This is a genomic window from Streptomyces sp. NPDC005774, assembly GCF_042871645.1.
GTDB classification, from domain to species: Bacteria; Actinomycetota; Actinomycetes; order Streptomycetales; family Streptomycetaceae; genus Streptomyces; species Streptomyces pratens.
Map to the genome: position 1 here is coordinate 21511 of NZ_JBIAIV010000059.1, position 18332 is coordinate 39842.

The window sequence follows — 18332 nt, forward strand, 5'->3', positions numbered from 1 at the left end:
CGGGGAGGTGGGAACGACGTGCAGCGACGGCGCAGCGAGGCGGCGAGCGACAGTGGCGGACGAGGTGCGGGCGGACGGGGCGACGGAACGGGTCGCCGGGCAACGGATCGCGGAACGTCCGGTCGCGGAACCCGGCGGCTTCAAGGGCTGGTGCTGCTGGGCACCGTGCTGGTCCTGCTCCTCCTCGGCAGCGCCGGACCGGCGAGCGCCCACGCGGCGCTCCGCGGAGCCGACCCCGGGGACGGAAGCGTCGTCAAGTCCGCCCCCCGGCACGTCACCCTGACCTTCACGGAGTCCGTCGCCCTGCTCGACGACTCGTTCCGGATCTACAGCCCCGACAACCACCGGGTGCCTTTGGACGAGCCGGAGCACGCCGACGGCAGGTCCGACACCGCGCGCATCGGCCTGCCCGGCGGGCTCGACGACGGCACCTACACGGTCGCCTGGCGGGTGGTCTCCGCGGACAGCCACCCCGTCTCCGGTGCCTTCACCTTCTCCATCGGCAAACCCTCGCCCACCGCACCGGTGGCGCCCGCGACCCCGGCGGAGCACCCGATCACCGCGAGCCTCTACGAAACCGGCCGCCATCTCGCGTACATCGCCGCCGCGCTGCTCATCGGCACGGTGGCGTTCGTGGCCCTGTGCCGGCCGCCGGACACCACCGTGCTGCGGATGCCGCTGGTCACCGGCTGGTGGACGCTGCTGACGTCCACCGCGGTCCTGCTCGTGCTGAGGGCTCCGTACGAGAACGGAACATCCCCGGCGACCGCGTTCGACCTCTCGGCCTTCACCGGCGTCCTCACCGCGCGTCCGGGCATCGCGCTGCTGACCCGGCTCGCCCTGCTGGCACTGGTGGCGGCGGTCCTCCTGCGCCTGCCCCGCCTGCGGCAGGGCCAGGGCGAGCCGGACGGCCGGACACCGCCCGCCCGGCTCGCCCTGGGCACCGTCCTGGCCGTCGCTCTCGCGTTGACGTGGGCGTCGGCCGAGCACGCCTCGGCCGGTATCCAGGTTCCGGTGGCGATGACGTCGTCCGTACTGCACCTGCTGGCGATGGCCTGCTGGCTCGGCGGCCTCACGGCGCTGCTCGTCATCCTGTTCCGCGCCGGCACCCCGCCGCCCGTCGCCACGGTCACCCGCTTCTCCCGCCTCGCCTTCCTCTCGGTGACGGTCCTCGTCGTCACCGGCGTCTACCAGTCCTGGCGGGGCCTCGGCTCCTGGTCGGCGCTCGCGGACTCGGCGTACGGGAAAACACTGATCGTCAAGCTCGTGGTGACGGCCGCACTGCTGCTGGCGGCGGGCCTGTCCCGCCGCTTGACGCTCGGCCTGGTGACGGCGGCCTCGGCAGCCTCAACCGTGGAGCACGAGACGGAGAAAGTCGAAGAAAGGACGGTGGCGGCCGTGCGGGAACGGATCCCGGAACTGGTGGCCTCCGCCACTCCCGACAAGGTGCCGTCCACGGGCCCCGCGCCGCCCGCCACCGGCGACGGCGCCACGGACTCCCCGTCGCCGGGCCCGGGCGCGTCCGACCTGAACGCCCCGTCCGACCCGGACGACCCGGACGAGCCGCCACTCGACCGCCACCGCCGCGCCCTGCGCGTCTCCGTCCTGGTGGAAGCGGTGGTGGCGGTCGTGGTGCTGCTGGTCACGACGGTGCTGACCAGCACCCTCCCGGCCCGGGCGGAGGCCGAGGCCGCGGCGACCGAGGCAGCCCCGATCGCCGGCCTGCCCGCGGTGACGGTGGTCACGATCCCGTACGCCCTCGACGTCCCCGGCGGGAAGGGCAGCGTGCAGATCACTCTGGACCCGGGCCGGGTGGGTGAGAACGGCATTCAGGCGGTGGCCTTCGGCCCCACCGGCGCCCTGGACTCGGTCCCCGAACTCCGCCTCTCCTTCACCCTCGCCGAGAAGGACATCGGCCCCATCGACGCCGGACTGACCGACCGCGGCGGCTACTGGGCCACCAGCGACCTCAACCTCCCCCTGCCGGGCACCTGGACGATGAAGGCGACGATCAGGGTCTCGGAGGTGGACCAGGTGACCGAGTCCCACCCTCTGCGCATCGAACCCTGAGCCGCCCCGGCATCCGGCAGGAGACGGGCGAGGGGCTCACGGACCAGGTAATCCGGCCGCGTGGCCCCGCCGGCCACGCGGTACGGCGTTCCTCGGCGGCCGTGGAGCGGGCGGAAGTCCGGCTGCCACCGGGTTCCGGGCTGCCGAGGTCGGACCCCCCGTCGGCTTCTCCATGTGGGGCGGCCGAGGCTGTGGCTGCTGAGCGGAGGCCGGGCCGGGAACGCCCGCGGACCCGGACCCGAGCCCGGCGGTGGAGGCGGGTTCGGGTTCGCCTCCGTCGAGGCCGTAGCGGTTGTGGAACGTGCGCAGGAAGCGCGGTGCGTACCAGGCACAGCGGCCGGTTCGGCCGCGCCGGGGCAGAACCCCGCGGCGGCACGGCGGCACGGCGGACGGCGTCCAGCGGGAACGTTCTGCCCCGGCAGTGGCGTCCGGGGACGTGCAGGGAATCGCGCCAGGCCGTGGACCGGTGACGAACCGGCTCGGCGCCGACCGGGAGCCGGGAGACCCGCCCCTCGAAGTCCCGGTCGGACGTCTCGGCGGGCCTGTCCGCGGGAGCCGGGACGCCCGACCGGGGAGCCGGGCCCGTGGCACGGCGAAGACCCCGGCTGCCATGCAGTCCGGGGTCTGTCGTGCCTGTTCACGCGGCTGCGGCCTAGCGCGCCTTGCGGTGGGGCGTACCCGTGTCCAGGTCCGGGAAGAAGGCTTGCTCCTCCTCGAACAGGAAGGACTCGTCCTCCCCGAAGTCCGGGGCCTGGAAGGGGTCCGCCTCCGGACGGGGGGGCGCTGCGGTGGCCTGGCGCGGCGCCCCTTCCGGGGCGGAGAACAGCGAGGTCGTGTCGATGAGAGGTCTCCGATTCGGTGCGGGGCCATGAAGGGGTCTGGCATGTGCGTGTGGTGACCGGGCCCGGCGGTCCTGGAGCCGCTGCTACGGCTGCGACATCGGTCGCGGCGGCAGTCTCGGCCACAGTTACAGGTGCGACTACAGCTTGCTCATCTTGGCGTACGGGCTCAGGATCCGTTCCTGCGCCGAACCGAAATCCACGAGTGCCGCGATTCCGTCCTCGATGCCGATCACCCGGCCGAGACCGTACATGTCGTGCGTGACCTGGTCACCCACCGCGAAGTGCTTGGGCGGCGGTGCGACCGGGGCCTTGAAGGGGCTGGTGGGCAGAATGCGCTTCGGTGCAACTGGCTTTGTCATTGTCTCCAGTATGGGCCTGCGAGCGCCGCTTGCTACCGCCGTCCACGGTTCACTACTCGCGGCTTCATGGGAAACTCGGGGAGTAATCGTCGAACGTGCGTACGTACCCGGTGTCTCGCCCGACGGGGACGAGGGGGAATGGCCGTGGTCCGTGCCCTGTGTGCGGGGACTCGTGGCGGAGGGAATGCGGCTCACCGAGCCGGTGACCTACCTGGTCGGTGAGAACGGATCGGGCAAGTCGACCCTGGTCGAGGCCCTCGCCGAAGGCTTCGGGCTGGACTCCTGGGGCGGCTCGCACGACTGGCGCTATGCCAGTCACCGCCCGAAGTCGGTACTGGGCGAGCGGATCCGCTTCGACGCGGCACCGCGCGGACGCCACATGCTGAGCAGCTGGCGCGCCCGCAAGGGATTCTTCCTGCGCGCCGAGACGGCGCTGGACGCGCTGGACCGGGAAGGGTTCGCGCCGGATTCGGTCAGCCACGGGGAGGGCTTCCTCGCGGCGTTGCGGGGGAGGTTCTCCCATCCCGGACTGTATGTGATGGACGAGCCGGAGGCGGCGCTGTCTTTCACCTCGTGCCTGGAACTGCTCGGCCACATCGGCCGGCTGGTGAAGAGCGGGGGCCAGGTCATCTGCGCCACGCACTCTCCGCTGCTGACCGCCCTGCCCGGCGCGGACATCATCGAGGTCGGCGACCACGGCATGCGCCGGGCGGCCTGGGACGAGCTCGCCCTGGTCGAGCACTGGCGCCGCTACCTGGCCGACCCGCGGTCCTACCTGCGGCACGTCCTGGACTGAGCCCGGCCGGCCCGTCGCCGCCGTGTTCCGTGCGCGGCCGGGCCCTGTCGGAGGTCAGGTGCCCGGCCGTCGCGTGACGGATCAGCGCGTGACGGATCAGTGCTCGACGGGTCAGTGCTCGAGGGGTCAGTGCTCGACCTCGAAGGTGGCGGCGGAGGGCACGAACAGGGTGTCACCGTCCTTGGCCGTCGCCATCTGACGGCCGTGGTGGTCACGGCGGGGGCGGCGCTCGGGCTTCGGGACAGTCGTCCCGAACTGGCCGACGAGGCGCTCCGGTTCGCCGTCGGAACCGGTCACGAGGTCACCCGCGCGCTCGGCTCGGTACGGGCGCCTTCACCCTTGCGCGGGGAAGTGCCCTCACCGGAGGAACGGTTGAGGGACCTGGTCGAAGGGTTCCGTGGACTGGGACGGCACGTGGACCACGAGATCGGCCCCTTGCCGAACGGCACCATCGCCGACGCGGCTTTCGGCATCGTGCGCGAGGCGCTGACGAACGTGGCCAGGCACGCCCCCGGCGCGCACACGAGGGTGCGGTGCCAGTACGGCGACACGCGGACGGACATCGTGGTCACGAGCTCGGCACCGCCGACCGGGGCGACGGCGCACGGTGCGAACCTCGGCGGGGGACGCGGCGCGGCCTTCCTGCGGTCCCGTGCGCGGGAGACGGGAGGCACGCTGACCAGCGGCCCGACCGCGGACGGCGGCTGGGAGGTGGCGGCGGTCCTGCCCGGCCGGACCGCGGCCCCGGTCAAGCGGTCCGTCCCGCGCGGCTACCGCCTGGCGCAGCTGACGGCCGCGGCCGGCCTTATCCTCCAACCGCTCCTCCCCGTAATGATCATCAGGTCGGAGGACGTGCCGAGCGGATCGACGGTGTCCGCCGGCGCGTTCTTCGCACTGCTCGCCGCGGCACAGGCGGTCGCGCTGCTGTGGCTGCGCCGGGCGCCCCGCGCGGCCACGGGCGCCCTGATCGCGTCGGCCCCGCTGTGGCCGGTGGCGATGGCGGTCGGCGACTACACCGGGCCGGTCGTCCTGCCGCCCGCGCTGAGCATGCTCGCCACCTGAGGGGCGCTCGCCGCCCACGCCGCGCATGCGGCCCGTACGGCCGTCGGCCCGTCCCCCTCCGGGGGCCGTCCGCGCCCGCCCCGGTGGCTGTGGGGAGCGGGCCCGCCGCGGTGACCGCGGTGACCGCGGTGGTCGCTTCGGTCGTGGCGGTGACGGTGCACGCGGCGGCGGCGACCGCCGCCGTCCTGGACCGGGGCACGACGGCCCCCGTCTGGACGGTCGCCGTGCTGGCGACGGCCGGGGCGTCCGTGGCGGTCGGCGCGGCCCGCCGGGGCGGGATCCTGCGGGGCCGGCGCGACCGGGCCGCGCGGGGCACGCGCGACGAACGTCTCGCCGCCTGGACCGAGGAGGCTGTCCGGGACGCGTGGGCCGAGCGCCGCCGGATCGCCGCCGGGCTGGAGAGCACCGTGCTGGCACGCACCGCAGACATGGTCGCGGAGGCGGAGGCGGGTCGGCTCGAGGGACCGTGGAACGTGCCCGTGAGGCCCTGGCCGCGATGCGCTCCCTCCTGGACACGGTCCGGGAGGGCGGGACGGAGGCCGCGCGGCGGCCGCAGCCCACCCTCCAGGCCCTCGACCTGCTCGCCCACCAGTGCCGGGCCACCGGCCGTGACGTGGAGATACGGCTGACCGACCGGGTGCCCGGACGGCTGCCCACCGCCGTGGACCTGACCGCGTACCATGCGGCGGAGACCGTGCTCGCGGCGAGCGGTGAGGGACCGGCGCTCCTGGAATTCGACGCGCACGAGGGCTCGTTGACGCTCACGGTCACCGGGGTGCCGGGCGCCACCCGCGGCCTCGTACGGGAGCGGCTGGCGGCACGGGTCGCGGCACTCGACGGTACGGTGACCACCGGCCCGGCGGACACCGTCCGCCTCCAGATGCCCCTCACTCCGGGCCCGGAGGCCGCAGGTGCGCCGGTCGCCGAGCAGGGGGACGAGGAGATGGGGGAACGATGAGCCTCAAGGTGCTGGTCGTCGACGACCAGGGCATCGTAAGGGCGGGGTTCGCCGCCGTGATCGGCGCCGAGGAGGACATGACCGTCGTCGGCGAGGCCGCCGACGGTGCCGCCGCGGTACGGCTCGCGGAGGAACTGGCCCCCGATGTGGTGGTGATGGACGTACGGATGCCCGAACTGGACGGCATCGCCGCCACCCGGATCATCACCGGCAGGGAGAACGCGCCCCGTGTCCTGGTGCTGACCACCTTCGACCTCGACGTGTACGTCTTCGACGCGCTGCGCGCCGGCGCCTCCGGCTTCCTGCTCAAGGACGTGCACCCCTCCGAACTGCTCCAGGGCATCCGGGTGGTGGCCTCGGGCGAGAGCGTGCTCTCCCCGTCCGCGACCCGCCGGCTCATCGGCCACTACGCGTCCGGTGAGCCCACCCGGATCCAGGACGCGAGCGACCACCACGAGCTGGACAGCCTGACCGCGCGTGAGCGGTTCGTCCTCACCCTCGTGGCGTCCGGGCTCACCAACATGGAGATCGGTGCCGAACTCGGCATCACCGTCGGCACGGTGAAGTCCCATGTGAACGCGCTGCTGCGCAAGCTCGGGCTGCGCGACCGGGTGCAGGCGACGATCCTCGCGTACGACGTCGGCCTCGCCCACCCGAACCCGCCGGGCGCGCACCTCTGACCCACCCCGATCATCTCCGACACCTCTGATATCGAAAGACCCACCGCCATGACCGATTCCGGCCGATCCGCCAGACCTGGGCGGCCTGTCGGATCCCTTTTCCACTGGCTGCGCCGCGTCTTCTTCGGTGATGTCCTCGCCCTCGTCTACCTCGGGCTCTGTGCCGCCCTGCTCGTGTGGGCGATCACGGTGGCTGTCGTCGGCGCCGGGGAGGACGCCTCCTTCGCCGGAGTCATCCCGCTGCTGGCCACGGCCCCGGTCAGCCTGGTGTTGTTCGGGCTGCCGGGTGGTGCCATGACGTTCATCGGCGCGGTGGCCGGCGGCGCGCTGGTCAACGCCGCGGTCATCTGCTGGTGCGCCCGCACACTGCGCCGCGGCGGCCGTCGGGACCCCGCCGACTGAGCGGCGGGGTCCCGCGCGCCACCCCCTGGCGTCACGATCCCGGCAGGCGCCGGCAGGTGTCGTCAGTTGTCGAAGCGGTGGCGGGCGGCGTCGATGTGGCCGAGGTTCCGGTGCGTCCACTCGCACATGCCGTCGACCGTGGCGAGCAGACCGCGGCCCGGCCCGGTGAGGGTGTACTCGACCCGGGGCGGCACGGTGGGGTACACCGTGCGCTCGATCAGGCCGTAGCGCTCCAGCATGCGCAGGTTCTGGGTGAGCATCTTGTGGCTGATGCCCTCGACCGCGTTCCGCAACTCGCTGAAGCGCAGGGTCCGGTCACCGAGCCCTTCGATGATCAGCAGTGCCCATTTGTTGGCGACGTCCGAGAAGATCTCCCGCGCCAGGGAGTCCGCGCGCCTCAGGTCCGCGTCCTCGGGCGAGCCCGTGTACTGCTTGGTTCCCATACGGTTCCCCCGTCACCGAAAAGTGCGTTCTTCCAGGTCAGTGCTGACTCTCCTACAGTGCCTGAGTAACCACAAGAGAGCACGAGTGCGCACCGCACCGAAAGGACGCGCACGATGGCCACCACCGATGTCCTCCGCCACGATGTCCCGGCCGAGAGCGGCTTCGGCCATGCGCAGGCGATCAGGTCCGGCGACCTGATCCATGTGTCGGTCAGCTCTCCCTCGACGAGGAGGGCGCGTTCCGTCACCCCGAGGACCTCGCGGCCCGGCTCCGGCTGACCTGCGCCACCATCGACAGGGCTCTGGACCACTACGGCGTCACCCGCCACCGGATCGTCTCGCAGACGCTGTACGTGGTGAACCTGCTGCGGAACGCCGATGCGGTGGCGGCGGGCAACCGGGCGCATTTCGGCGGCCACCACCCGGTCGGCACCGTCGTCGGCGTCAGCGAGTTGACGTTCCCCGGTCAGATCGTCGAGATCGGCTGCGTCGTCGACACGGGGCTGGCGGCGTAGGTCCGAGAACCGCGTCCGTCGGCGGCCGGGCGGCGGCCGGGCGACGAGGTCACGCGGCCGAAGGGGTCAGCGGGCGGGCGACACGAACTCGGGCTGGTCGAGCAGGCGCAGCCAGCTTCCGTCGGGCTGGCGCCGGACGACCTGCGCGCGGGCACCCGCCCCGTCCCCCGGCGGCGTCGAGGTGAGGGCGATGTCGCCGCTGACCAGGGTCGGAAGCGGCTGCTCCGGCTCGAAGCGGGGGCGGTGGGCCAGCACCTTCTCCCACAGTGCGCGGATCGCCTCCCGGCCCACGGTCCGGTCGCCGGGCGGGTACGCCATCACCGCGTCCTCTTCGTAGAGCGCGGCGACTCCGGCCGCGTCACCGGCGTTGGACCGTTCGACGAACAGGCGGGTGATGTCCTCGGGCCGCATGGCCTTCTCGTACGCGGACCCGTCCTCGTGCTGGTGCCCCGGTGTTCCCGGCATGGCTGCCTCCCGACCTCGCTCGGACTTCGATGCCTCCAGCGTGGTCGCCCACCGGCCAGAAGTCCAACAGATGGTTCTGCTGGGAACTAGAATCCACAGTCATGGAACTGAGGCAGCTGGAGTACTTCGTCGCGGTCGCCGAGGAGCGGAACTTCACGCGGGCGGCCGAGCGGGTCCGCATCAGCCAGTCCGGGGTCAGCGCCCAGATCCGCCGGCTGGAACGGGAACTCGGCGCCGAGCTGTTCGACCGGTCGTCGCGTGCCGTCACCCTCACCGTCGCGGGAAAGGCCGCGCTCGGACCCGCCCGCGCCGCGCTCGCCGCGGCCGGGGCGGTGGGCCGGGCGGTGGGTGAGGTCACCGGCCTGCTCCGGGGCCGGCTCACGGTCGGGATGGTCCTGGGCTGCACGGTCACCCCGCTGTTCGACGCCCTCGCCGCCTTCCACCGGGCACATCCCGGTGTGGAGATCGCTCTGCTGGAGGACAACTCCGACCGGCTCGTCGAGGGCGTACGCGCCGGCACCGTCGACCTGGCCCTCGTCGGAACCGCGACCACCGCCCCGGACGGGCTGGAGGCGCTGACGATCATCAGCGAGCGGCTCGTGGCAGCGGTCCCGGCCGGGCATCCCCTGGCGCGACAGCGGCGGGTCACGCTGCGCGACCTGGCCGCCCACCCGATCGTCTGCATGCCCTCCGGCACAGGGCTGCGCACGGCGTTCGACCTGGCCTGTGCCGCACAGGACCTCCGGCCCGTGATCGCGCTGCAGGCCGGCGCGGCGGACGCCGTCGCGGACCTCGCCGCCCGCGGACTCGGTGTCGCCGTCCTCAGCGAGTCGATGGCCGCGGGCCACGGCGACCGGCTCACCGCCCGCCTCGTCGACGACGTCGACACACCGGTGATGCTCGCCCTGGTCTGGAAGGGCGGCCAAAGCAATTCCGCGGTAAGGGAGTTGCTGCACCACAGTCGACGGGCGTTCGCCGAGCCCGCCCCGGCGTGACCGTGCGGGTGGCCGGTCCCGCAGGCCTCCTCCGTAGGCCTGGACCCATGGCGCCCTGTCCGTCATGATGACGTCGCCATGACAACTCAGTCCTCGGGACGGTGACCGTGCGCGGATCCTTCTGCAGGGCGACCCTGGCCGCCGTACTCCTGCTGGCGCCCGTGACGCCCGCTGCCGCCGCCACCGCGACGACACCGGAGTCCGCAGGCGGACCCCCCTCCGTCTCCGACCCCGCGACGACGGCCGGCACGAGCGCCACGGCCGCTGCGTCTGCCACGGCCGCCACGGCCGCTGCGTCTGCCGCGGCCGCTGCGTCTGCCGCGGCCGCTGCGTCCGCCACGGCCGCTGCGTCTGCCGCGGCCGGCGCGCCCGCAGTCTCCGCCCCCGACTGGTCCGCGCCGCTCAGCACGCGCGGCCGCTGGATCGTCGACGCGGACGGTGACCGCTTCAAGCTGCGTTCCGGCAACTGGCATGGTGCCAGCGGCACATGGAACGGTTCGGGCAGCGTGGACGACGACGCCAACCAGCACGCGGGCGAGAACGCCGGCCGGATCCCCCTCGGCCTGGACCGTGCCCCCATGGCCGAGATCATCTCCGGCTTCCACGAGATCGGGATCAACAGCATCCGGCTGCCCTTCTCCAACGAGATGATCCACGACACCCGTACCGTGACGGACGGCGCCGTCGCCGCCAACCCCACCCTGCGGGGGAAGACCCCGCTCGAGGTCTACGACTTCGTGGTCCGCGAACTCACCGCCTCCGGACTCGCGGTGATCCTCAACAACCACACCAACACCACCCGTTGGTGCTGCGGTGTCGACGGCAACGAACGCTGGAACGCGAGCCGGTCCACCGAGGCCTGGGAGAGCGACTGGCTGTTCATGGCCCGCCGCTACCGGGACAACCAGCGCGTCGTGGGCGCCGACCTCTACAACGAGGTACGCCGGACCGTCTGGGACGACCCCAACTGGGGCCTCGGCGACCACCACGACTGGTTCACCGCGTCCCAGCGCGTGGGCGACCGCATCCTGACGGAAGCCGACCCCGACCTTCTCATCATCGTCGAGGGCATCAACTGGACCGGCATCCCCGTCGACGGGTTCGCGCACGGACGCCCCACCCTGGAGCCCGTACGCCATCTCTCGCACACGCTCGTCGACTCCGGCAAACTCGTGTACTCCGCCCACTTCTACGGCTACACCGGCCCGAACCACAGCGGCGCCACCGGAATCGGCGAGACCACCGACCCCCGCTACCAGGACCTGAGCCCCGCCGAGCTGACCGACGTCCTGAACCGGCAGGCCCTCTACGTCACCGCCGAGGGGGAACAGCACTTCACCGCCCCCGTCTGGATCAGCGAGTTCGGCGTCGGTGGCCGTGAGGAGACGGGCGCGAAGCAACGCGCCTGGTTCGAGAACTTCGTCGACCACCTGATCCGCACCGACGCCGACTTCGCGTACTGGCCGCTCGTCGGCCGGCACGACAACCGCAGGGGCAACGGCTGGGCGCTGCTGCACTGGGACGCCGCGGGCCACCGCATGGGCCCGTACGACGGCGACGACTGGCGGGCCGCCGCCTGGACCCGGCTCATCGGGGCCCCGGGCCGCACCGGACGCATCGCCCCGGTGGCCGACTGGTCGATGCTCAGCCCCGATCACGCCGACTTCATCGCCTCGCGGCGCATGCGCGCGCTCCCCGACTGGAACTCCGGCGCCCGCAAGGCTGTCTGCCCCGACGGGCAGCGCCTTCTCGGCCTCGGTCACACCGGAAACCGCGGCCTGTGCTCCGACGTGACCGCCGGACCCCTGTGGGCTCCGACCGGCGGGCACGAGGTGGTCGTCGACGAACGGCACGTCGGATCCAGCGGCGACTGGGCCTCCGGATACACCAAACTCCAGTGCCCCGACGGCCACTTCCTCACCGGCTACAGCGTCCGCGGCGCCGCCGTCTCCGCCGTCCTGTGCGCGGCCGCCCGGACCGGCGCGATCACCGGCACGAGCGGCCGTACGGTCTGGTTCGACCGCGGCGACAACAGGGGCCCGTCCCCCCAGGGCGGCGACTTCGCCCACGGCCACTACAAGGGCCAGTGCGCCGCCGACGAGTACGCGGCCGGCATCGCCTACACCGGCCGTCTCGGCTCCTCCCGTACCCCGGACGCGCTGCACTGCCGCAAGCTGACCTGACCTGACCTGACCTGACCTGACCTGACCTGACCCGACCTGACCTGACCTGACCTGGCCTGACCCGTGCCGGTCGCTCGATTCCGCGGGGCCAGCCACGAGGTTGCGTCCGTACGTGGCATGGCGGTGTGCGCGAACACGGCCAGATGATCCGAAGCGTGGCGCACTGGCGTCGGACGGCGGTCGTGTGCTGCGGGGGAAGGCGCGGACGAGGACGGAACCTCTGTGCGCGCCGGCCGCGCGCCTCGGTGCTGCCTGCCGCACGAGCCGACCGTCAGGGGTGGGTGGGCGCCGCGATGGGCGTCCGCGGCCGGGAGATGTCCGGGCGTAAGCCGTTACCGCGGAGACCTCGGACCGGTCACGGCGCCAACGCCGTCACAGGCCGCACCGGCCGGCGCGGACGGACGGCCCGGCGACGAGAGCGCGTTCCGCACCGCCGGGCACATCAGGGCCGTTGGTCCCTCCGCCCGGCGGACAGTGGGGACTGTTCGGCCCTGTCCGACCCCCCTGCCCCGGCGGCGATCATGTGGCAGCGGCCGGGAAGCGTCGCGTCCACTCCCGTCCACTCGGCATCTCCCGGCTCGCCGACGCCTGTCCGAACACCTACGGACAGGAGCGGAGCGTGAGCAGAAGGAGAGGGCACCGGCGGTGGCCGAGGGGCAGATACAAGAGGTGGGGACCGCGGGGGCGCACGCCGTGGCCCCCGGCGCGGGCGAGGCGCTCGGGCGCCCCGGGAACACCGCGCCGGAGACAACGCGCGCGTCGTGGGTGGACTGGCTGACGACCACCGACCACAAGCGGATCGGGACGCTCTACCTGGTCTCCGCGTTCGTGTTCTTCGCCGTCGGCGGTGTGCTGGCGCTGCTGATGCGCGCCGAGCTGGCCCGGCCCGGTCTGCAGGTCATGTCGAACGAGCAGTTCAACCAGGCGTTCACGATGCACGGTTCGATCATGCTGCTGATGTTCGCGATGCCGCTGTTCACCGGGTTCGCGAACTGGATCATGCCGCTCCAGATCGGCGCACCGGACGTGGCGTTCCCGCGGCTGAACATGCTGGCCTTCTGGCTGTTCCTGCTCGGCTCACTGATCGCGGCCGGCGGCTTCCTCACCCCGGACGGAGCCGCCAGCTTCGGCTGGTTCCTGTACGCCCCGCTGTCCAGCGAGCTCTACTCCCCGGGCATCGGCTCCGACCTGTGGATCATGGGCGTGGCCCTGTCCGGCTTCGGCTCGATCCTGGGCGCGGTCAACTTCATCACCACGATCATCTGCATGCGCGCTCCCGGCATGACGATGTTCCGCATGCCGATCTTCACCTGGAACGTCCTGCTGACCGCTCTGCTGGTCCTGATGGTGTTCCCGGTGCTCGCGGCGGCGCTCTTCGCGCTCGAGTACGACCGGAAGTTCGGCGGGCACATCTTCGACGCCGCGAACGGCGGCGCCCTGCTGTGGCAGCACCTGTTCTGGTTCTTCGGGCATCCGGAGGTCTACGTCCTGGCCCTGCCGTTCTTCGGCATCGTCTCCGAGGTGCTCCCGGTCTTCTCCCGCAAGCCGATGTTCGGCTACATGGGCCTGATCGGCGCGACGATCGCGATCGCGGGCCTGTCGGTGACGGTGTGGGCGCACCACATGTACGCCACGGGCGGTGTGCTGCTGCCGTTCTTCTCCTTCATGACCTTCCTGATCGCGATTCCGACCGGAGTGAAGTTCTTCAACTGGATCGGCACGATGTGGAAGGGCAGCCTCTCCTTCGAGACACCGATGCTCTGGGCCACGGGCTTCCTGGTGACCTTCCTCTTCGGCGGTCTGACGGGCGTCATCCTGGCCTCGCCGCCGCTGGACTTCCACCTCACCGACTCCTACTTCGTGGTGGCGCACTTCCACTACACGCTCTTCGGCACCGTCGTGTACGCGATGTTCGCCGGCTTCCACTTCTGGTGGCCGAAGTTCACCGGCAAGATGCTCGACGAGCGCCTCGGGAAGATCACCTTCTGGACGCTCACGGTGGGCTTCCATCTCACCTTCCTGGTCCAGCACTGGGTGGGCGTCGAGGGCATGCCCCGCCGCTACGCCGACTACCTGGCCGCCGACGGCTTCACCGCCCTCAACACCCTGTCGTCCATCGGGTCGTTCATGCTGGGCATATCGGTCCTGCCGTTCCTCTACAACATCTGGAAGACGGCCAAGTACGGCAAGAAGGTCGAGGTCGACGACCCCTGGGGCTACGGCCGTTCGCTCGAATGGGCCACCTCCTGCCCACCCCCGCGCCACAACTTCACCTCCCTGCCCCGCATCCGCTCCGAATCCCCCGCCTTCGACCTCCACCACCCGGAGATCACCGCCCTCGAGGCGGTGAACTGAACCATGGCCCATTCCGTCCTGGCCCTCGGTGCGGCGGTGGTGACCGCGGCCGGCTCCGTCTGGTACCTGCCGGCCCTCGCCGATCTGCGGGCCGGGGCCGACCGGCCCGCTTCCCGCCGCACCGGGGCGGTGGCCTGCCTCAGCGGCTGGAGCACGGCCGCCGCCGTCGCCGTACTCCTCCTCCTGACCGACAGCTGGTGGCCGCCCTGCGCGGCGGCCCTGGCGGGCGCGACCGCCACGACCGGCCTGTGGACCCGCGCGGCCGTCCACCGCCGACGCGGCGCACGCGAAGCAGCCCGCATCTGGGCACAACTGGGGTGGTCCGGTCCTCCCGAACGTTCCCGCACCGTCTTCGTCGCCGTCGTCCTGACCGGGGGCCTGGTCGCGGCCACGGCCACGGCCGCAGGCGTCCTCTGGGCCCACGGCCAGGACACGGCCCCGCTCTGGCCGGCCGCCGCCACTCCCCTCACCCTTGCCGCCCTGTCCCTCGCCGCCGCCCTCGCCCTCACGGCCACCCGCAGAACCCACCACCGCGAGCACGGCGCCCCGGCCCGCACGGCAGGGGAGCGAACGACATGACGTCCCGGGACGATGGCCCGTCTCCGCAGACGCGCTCCTGCGCGCTCGATCAGCCGTGCGACGCACGGGCACGGCACCGGCCCCCGCTCCTTGATCAGGCTGAATCAGGCCGAATCGGGCTGAATATTCTCTGATCCGGACTGATTCAAACAAAAGATCCTATCCGTAGACCACCGACCACGGGCGCGGGGAATCGTCCGGTGGGCGGGGAACACCGTCGCGCCACGGGGTCGCGGTGTGGTCGCGGGCCAGGACGTCGGCCGCGAGTTCCGCGAAGCGGCGGGCGGCCGGGTGAGCGCCGCGGCCGGAGGGCCAGGCGCCGCTGATGCGCAGGGTGAGGGGGCGGCCGGCCAGGGGCCGCCAGGCGACGCGGGGCTCTTTGCGGGCCACCGGCCCCTGGTCGAAGGCGACGCCGTGTCCCGCCGTCACCAGCGCGAGCAGGAACTCGGGGTTCGACGCGTGCCGTACCCGGCCGGGTACGAAGCCCTCCGCGCGGCACACGTCGAGGATCCGGTCGTACCAGCCGGGCGCGTGGGCCCGTGGGAAGAGCACCAGGTCGTGGCCGGAGAGCTCGCCGAGCGCCACTTCCGGCAACCTTGCCAGAGGCGACGTACGCGGCAGGACGACACCCAGATCGAGCGAGATCTCGGGGCCGAGCCGCAGTTCGGTGGTGTCGACCGGATGGTGCACGAGTCCGACGTCCAGCCCGCCGGAGGAGAGCAGCCGTACCTGCTCCTCGGTGGTGACCTCCTGGAGGTCCACGGACAGCCCGGGGGCGTGGTGCGTGCAGGAGGCGAGCAGGGCGGACAGCACGGCGGCCGTGGTGTCGGGCGGTACGCCCGTGCGGAGCGTGCCGAGGCCACCGTCGGCGGCGCGGTGGGCCAGGGTGCGCAACCGCTGTTCCCGGGCGAGCAGTTCATGGGCCTCGTCCAGCAGCACCGCCCCCGCGGCGCTCAAGCGGACGCCACGCTGCGAGCGGTCGAACAACTCCGCACCGAGTTCCCTCTCCAGCCTGCGGATCGCCTGGCTGAGGGGCGGCTGTGCCATGCCCAGCCGCTCGGCGGCCCGACTGAAGTGCAACTCGTCGGCTACGGTGACGAAAAGGCGCAGGTGGCGCAAGAGATCCACGGTCGATGACCTTACGGGAAGGCCGTGGTGAGGATGACGCATCCGTGGCCGGGTCCCCCGGACGGTGGCCGGGTCCGAAGGACCGTCGGCCGCGACGCGTTGACGACCGGACGGAACCACCGACCGGGACGGGCCGATGATCAGGTGCCGGGGGGCCGGTGACCGGGGGCAGGTGACCGAGGGCGAGGGGCGGGGCCGATGGTCGAGGACCGAGGACCGAGGACCGAGGACCGGGACCGAGGACCGAGGAGAAACAGTGATCGAGGAGCGGATCCGACAGGTCTTCGCCGAGGCGGGGGCCGAAGGCCGGCTGCACGCGGTACCGGTCCACGAGCCTGCGGGGGCGCTCGGGGAGACGGGTGCCGGGGCGGGTGCGAAGTCCGCGGCAGGGGCCGGCGCGGCGGCCGGCGCGGAGGAGCCGGGTGGGTGCGAGGTCGGCATCGGGGCCGACGACCCTGTCGTGATCGCCTCGATCTTCAAGGTGCTGCTGGTCCTGGAGTTCGCCCGGCAGGTCGCCGCCGGCCAGTTGGACCCGCGGGAGCGGGTGCGGGTGACCGCGGCCGACCGGCTCGGCGGCTGGGGGACCGCCGGCTGTCTGGACGACGTCGAGCTGTCGCTGCGCGACCTGGCCCACTTCGCGATGTCGGTCAGCGACAACTCGGCGGCCGACCTGCTGCTGGCCCGCGTGGGCCTGGACACCGTACGGCTGCTCGCGGCGGAACTCGGCCTGGAGCGGACCCGGATCGTGGGCGGACCGCGAGACCTGCTGGAGTCGATGCTCGCGGAGGTCGGGGCGCGCGACGAGCGGGACTTCGCCGTCCGCTACCCCGCCCTGCCGGACGACCGCAAGAGACGGCTGGCCGTGCTGGATCCCCGCCGCACCACGGCGAGCACGCCCCGCGAGATCACGCGGCTGCTCCGGCTCATCTGGACCGACGCCGCCGGCCCGCCCGAAGCCTGCTCGCTCGTACGTGACTTGATGGCGCGTCAAGTCTTCCGGCACCGGTTGGTGTCGGGCTTCCCGGACGACGTCACGGTCGCGGCCAAGACCGGAACCCTGCCGGGACTGCACATGGAGGCGGGCGTCGTCCGCTACCCCGACGGCGGGTGCTACGCGGTCGCCGTCTTCGCCCGCACGCACGCCCTGGCCGCTTCACGCCCCACGGTGGACGCCGCGGCGGGCAGGGCGGCCGGAATCGCGGTCGGCTTCCTGCGCGGTGCGGGCCGGTGACCGGAGCGCATATGCGTTCGCATATCGGTGTAGCCGAATTACGGTCTTGGACAAGGTAGTTGGCGTCCTGATCTTCTGACGCCATGACCCAGGACACACGTGTCACAGACCGAACGGACCGACCGGACGCGCCTTTTCGACGGGGCTTCGACCGTCGTACGGTGCTGCGCGGCGCCGCGCTCGGCGCGGCCTCCCCGCTGATCCCGGCCACGGCCGCCACTGCCACCGCTGCTGCCACGGCCGCCCCCGCCCGTGGCAGTGGCCGAGCCGCCGGTTCGGCATCATGGCGCTGGCTCGGCACCGCCGGCTGGCGCATCGACGTCGGCGACCGGACCGTACTCTTCGATCCGTATCTCACCCGCTTCCCCACGGGCCTCTTCGACGGCGCCTTCGACCCGGGGACCCGTCTGCGCACCCGGCCGGAGGTCGTGGACGCGCACATCGGCCGCCCCGAACTCGTCCTGGTCAGCCACTCCCACTGGGACCACCTCGGCGACGTGCCGCACATCGCCAGAACCACCGGCGCCCGCGTCGTCGGCACCGAGACCACCTACCACCTGCTGGTTTCCCTGGGGGTCGACCCGGGACAGATCTCCGTGGTGAAGGGCGGCGAGGTGCTGGACTTCGGCGGGGGGATCACCGTGGAGGTCGTGCCGAGCCTGCACAGCCGCAACAAGAAGTGCGCCTACTTCGCCCCGGGCACGCTGAACGCCCCGCCCGTGACGGCCCCGGAAACCATCTCGGACCTGCCGGAGGGCGACACCCTCGCCTTCCGAGTGACGGCCGGGGACAGCGGTCCGTCGGCGTTCCTCATGGGCGCCAGCGACTTCTCCGAACGGGCGGTGAGGGGCCTGCGCCCCGACCTCGCGATGATCGCCGTACCCGCGGGCACCGCCACCCACCGGTACGTACCCCGGCTGCTGCGCGCGCTGGACAGCCCGGGCGTCGTCGTCCCCGTCCACTGGGACAACTTCGAGGTGCCACTGAGCGGCTCCCTCGTACGAGACCCGTCGATGGACCTGGAAGCGTTCCTCACCCAGGTCGAGAAGGCGTCTCCGGCGACGCGGATCGTCGTCCCGGATTACCGCACCGTGTACGACGCCGCCATGCGTCCGGGAGGAAGCCGCCGGTGAGACCGGGCGCCTGGCGAGGGCGCATCCGGCCCGGGGACGCCGGTTAGCGGTGGTCCGTTGTGATCGGGTCGGAGCCTATGGCGGTAGGTAGAGGTTGATGCCGTAGCCGCCGGCCAGGCTGGTGGTGAGCCGGTCG

General features: G+C 72.3%; 17 protein-coding genes and 1 pseudogene. 13 read left to right on the plus strand and 5 right to left on the minus strand.

Annotation, left to right across the window (positions count from 1 at the left end):
• The first annotated feature begins 150 nt into the window (after positions 1-150).
• On the plus strand, positions 151-2070 hold the full coding sequence (locus ACFYQA_RS33950) for a copper resistance CopC/CopD family protein (RefSeq protein ID WP_388926248.1): 1920 nt from the start codon (positions 151-153) through the stop codon (positions 2068-2070).
• A gap of 979 nt (positions 2071-3049) precedes the next feature.
• On the opposite strand, the gene ACFYQA_RS33955 is transcribed toward ACFYQA_RS33950, so the two are convergent.
• Positions 3050-3271 (minus strand): hypothetical protein, encoded by a 222-nt coding sequence (locus ACFYQA_RS33955; RefSeq protein WP_055608812.1) that lies wholly within the window; start codon positions 3269-3271, stop codon positions 3050-3052.
• Between the two features lie 172 nt (positions 3272-3443).
• Between ACFYQA_RS33955 and ACFYQA_RS33960 the strand changes: the two genes are divergently transcribed.
• On the plus strand, positions 3444-4067 hold the full coding sequence (locus ACFYQA_RS33960; protein WP_388926251.1) for an ABC transporter: 624 nt from the start codon (positions 3444-3446) through the stop codon (positions 4065-4067).
• Positions 4068-4193: 126 nt separating this feature from the next.
• Here the strand turns inward: ACFYQA_RS33960 and ACFYQA_RS33965 are convergent, their stop codons facing one another.
• Complete coding sequence (locus ACFYQA_RS33965) at positions 4194-4364, minus strand: hypothetical protein (protein WP_388926254.1); 171 nt, start codon at positions 4362-4364, stop codon at positions 4194-4196.
• A gap of 75 nt (positions 4365-4439) precedes the next feature.
• Between ACFYQA_RS33965 and ACFYQA_RS33970 the strand changes: the two genes are divergently transcribed.
• The 4 genes from ACFYQA_RS33970 to ACFYQA_RS33985 all read left to right on the plus strand — a co-directional run bounded on the left by ACFYQA_RS33970 (position 4440) and on the right by ACFYQA_RS33985 (position 7169).
• A complete protein-coding gene (locus tag ACFYQA_RS33970; protein WP_388926257.1) occupies positions 4440-5129 on the plus strand; it encodes a hypothetical protein in 690 nt (229 codons plus the stop codon).
• A gap of 466 nt (positions 5130-5595) precedes the next feature.
• On the plus strand, positions 5596-6087 hold the full coding sequence (locus tag ACFYQA_RS33975) for a hypothetical protein (protein ID WP_388926260.1): 492 nt from the start codon (positions 5596-5598) through the stop codon (positions 6085-6087).
• Positions 6084-6767, plus strand: a complete 684-nt coding sequence (locus tag ACFYQA_RS33980) for a response regulator (RefSeq protein ID WP_388926263.1) — start codon at positions 6084-6086, stop codon at positions 6765-6767. Before ACFYQA_RS33975 ends, ACFYQA_RS33980 begins: the two co-directional genes overlap by 4 nt.
• A 48-nt stretch (positions 6768-6815) precedes the next feature.
• Positions 6816-7169 (plus strand): SCO4225 family membrane protein, encoded by a 354-nt coding sequence (locus ACFYQA_RS33985; protein WP_388926266.1) that lies wholly within the window; start codon positions 6816-6818, stop codon positions 7167-7169.
• 62 nt (positions 7170-7231) lie between these two features.
• Here ACFYQA_RS33985 and ACFYQA_RS33990 read toward each other — a convergent pair whose 3' ends face one another.
• Positions 7232-7612, minus strand: coding sequence for a winged helix-turn-helix transcriptional regulator (locus ACFYQA_RS33990; RefSeq protein WP_388926269.1), 381 nt, complete (start codon positions 7610-7612; stop codon positions 7232-7234).
• A gap of 114 nt (positions 7613-7726) precedes the next feature.
• On the opposite strand from ACFYQA_RS33990, the pseudogene ACFYQA_RS33995 reads away from it, so the two are divergent.
• Positions 7727-8127: pseudogene (locus tag ACFYQA_RS33995) on the plus strand (RidA family protein).
• Between the two features lie 66 nt (positions 8128-8193).
• Here ACFYQA_RS33995 and ACFYQA_RS34000 read toward each other — a convergent pair.
• Complete coding sequence (locus tag ACFYQA_RS34000; protein WP_360036916.1) at positions 8194-8592, minus strand: nuclear transport factor 2 family protein; 399 nt, start codon at positions 8590-8592, stop codon at positions 8194-8196.
• 101 nt (positions 8593-8693) lie between these two features.
• Here ACFYQA_RS34000 and ACFYQA_RS34005 point away from each other — a divergent pair, with 101 nt between their 5' ends.
• The 4 genes from ACFYQA_RS34005 to ACFYQA_RS34020 all read left to right on the plus strand — a co-directional run bounded on the left by ACFYQA_RS34005 (position 8694) and on the right by ACFYQA_RS34020 (position 14704).
• On the plus strand, positions 8694-9587 hold the full coding sequence (locus ACFYQA_RS34005) for a LysR family transcriptional regulator (protein ID WP_388926273.1): 894 nt from the start codon (positions 8694-8696) through the stop codon (positions 9585-9587).
• A 107-nt stretch (positions 9588-9694) separates the two neighbouring features.
• Positions 9695-11770, plus strand: a complete 2076-nt coding sequence (locus tag ACFYQA_RS34010) for a glycoside hydrolase family 5 protein (protein WP_388926276.1) — start codon at positions 9695-9697, stop codon at positions 11768-11770.
• A 645-nt stretch (positions 11771-12415) separates the two neighbouring features.
• Complete coding sequence (ctaD, locus tag ACFYQA_RS34015; protein ID WP_388926280.1) at positions 12416-14125, plus strand: cytochrome c oxidase subunit I; 1710 nt, start codon at positions 12416-12418, stop codon at positions 14123-14125.
• Positions 14126-14128: 3 nt separating this feature from the next.
• Positions 14129-14704 (plus strand): hypothetical protein, encoded by a 576-nt coding sequence (locus ACFYQA_RS34020; protein ID WP_388926283.1) that lies wholly within the window; start codon positions 14129-14131, stop codon positions 14702-14704.
• Between the two features lie 159 nt (positions 14705-14863).
• Here ACFYQA_RS34020 and ACFYQA_RS34025 read toward each other — a convergent pair whose 3' ends face one another.
• Positions 14864-15823 carry a LysR family transcriptional regulator gene (locus tag ACFYQA_RS34025; RefSeq protein ID WP_388926305.1) on the minus strand — a complete coding sequence of 320 codons (960 nt, stop codon included), beginning with the start codon at positions 15821-15823 and terminating at the stop codon, positions 14864-14866.
• Between the two features lie 265 nt (positions 15824-16088).
• On the opposite strand from ACFYQA_RS34025, the gene ACFYQA_RS34030 reads away from it, so the two are divergent.
• Both ACFYQA_RS34030 and ACFYQA_RS34035 read left to right on the plus strand, forming a co-directional pair.
• The gene (locus ACFYQA_RS34030) at positions 16089-17063 is read left to right on the plus strand and encodes a serine hydrolase (RefSeq protein WP_388926286.1); all 975 of its coding nucleotides are present in this window, start codon (positions 16089-16091) and stop codon (positions 17061-17063) included.
• 161 nt (positions 17064-17224) lie between these two features.
• On the plus strand, positions 17225-18196 hold the full coding sequence (locus ACFYQA_RS34035; RefSeq protein WP_388926289.1) for an MBL fold metallo-hydrolase: 972 nt from the start codon (positions 17225-17227) through the stop codon (positions 18194-18196).
• Positions 18197-18332 lie beyond the last annotated feature (136 nt).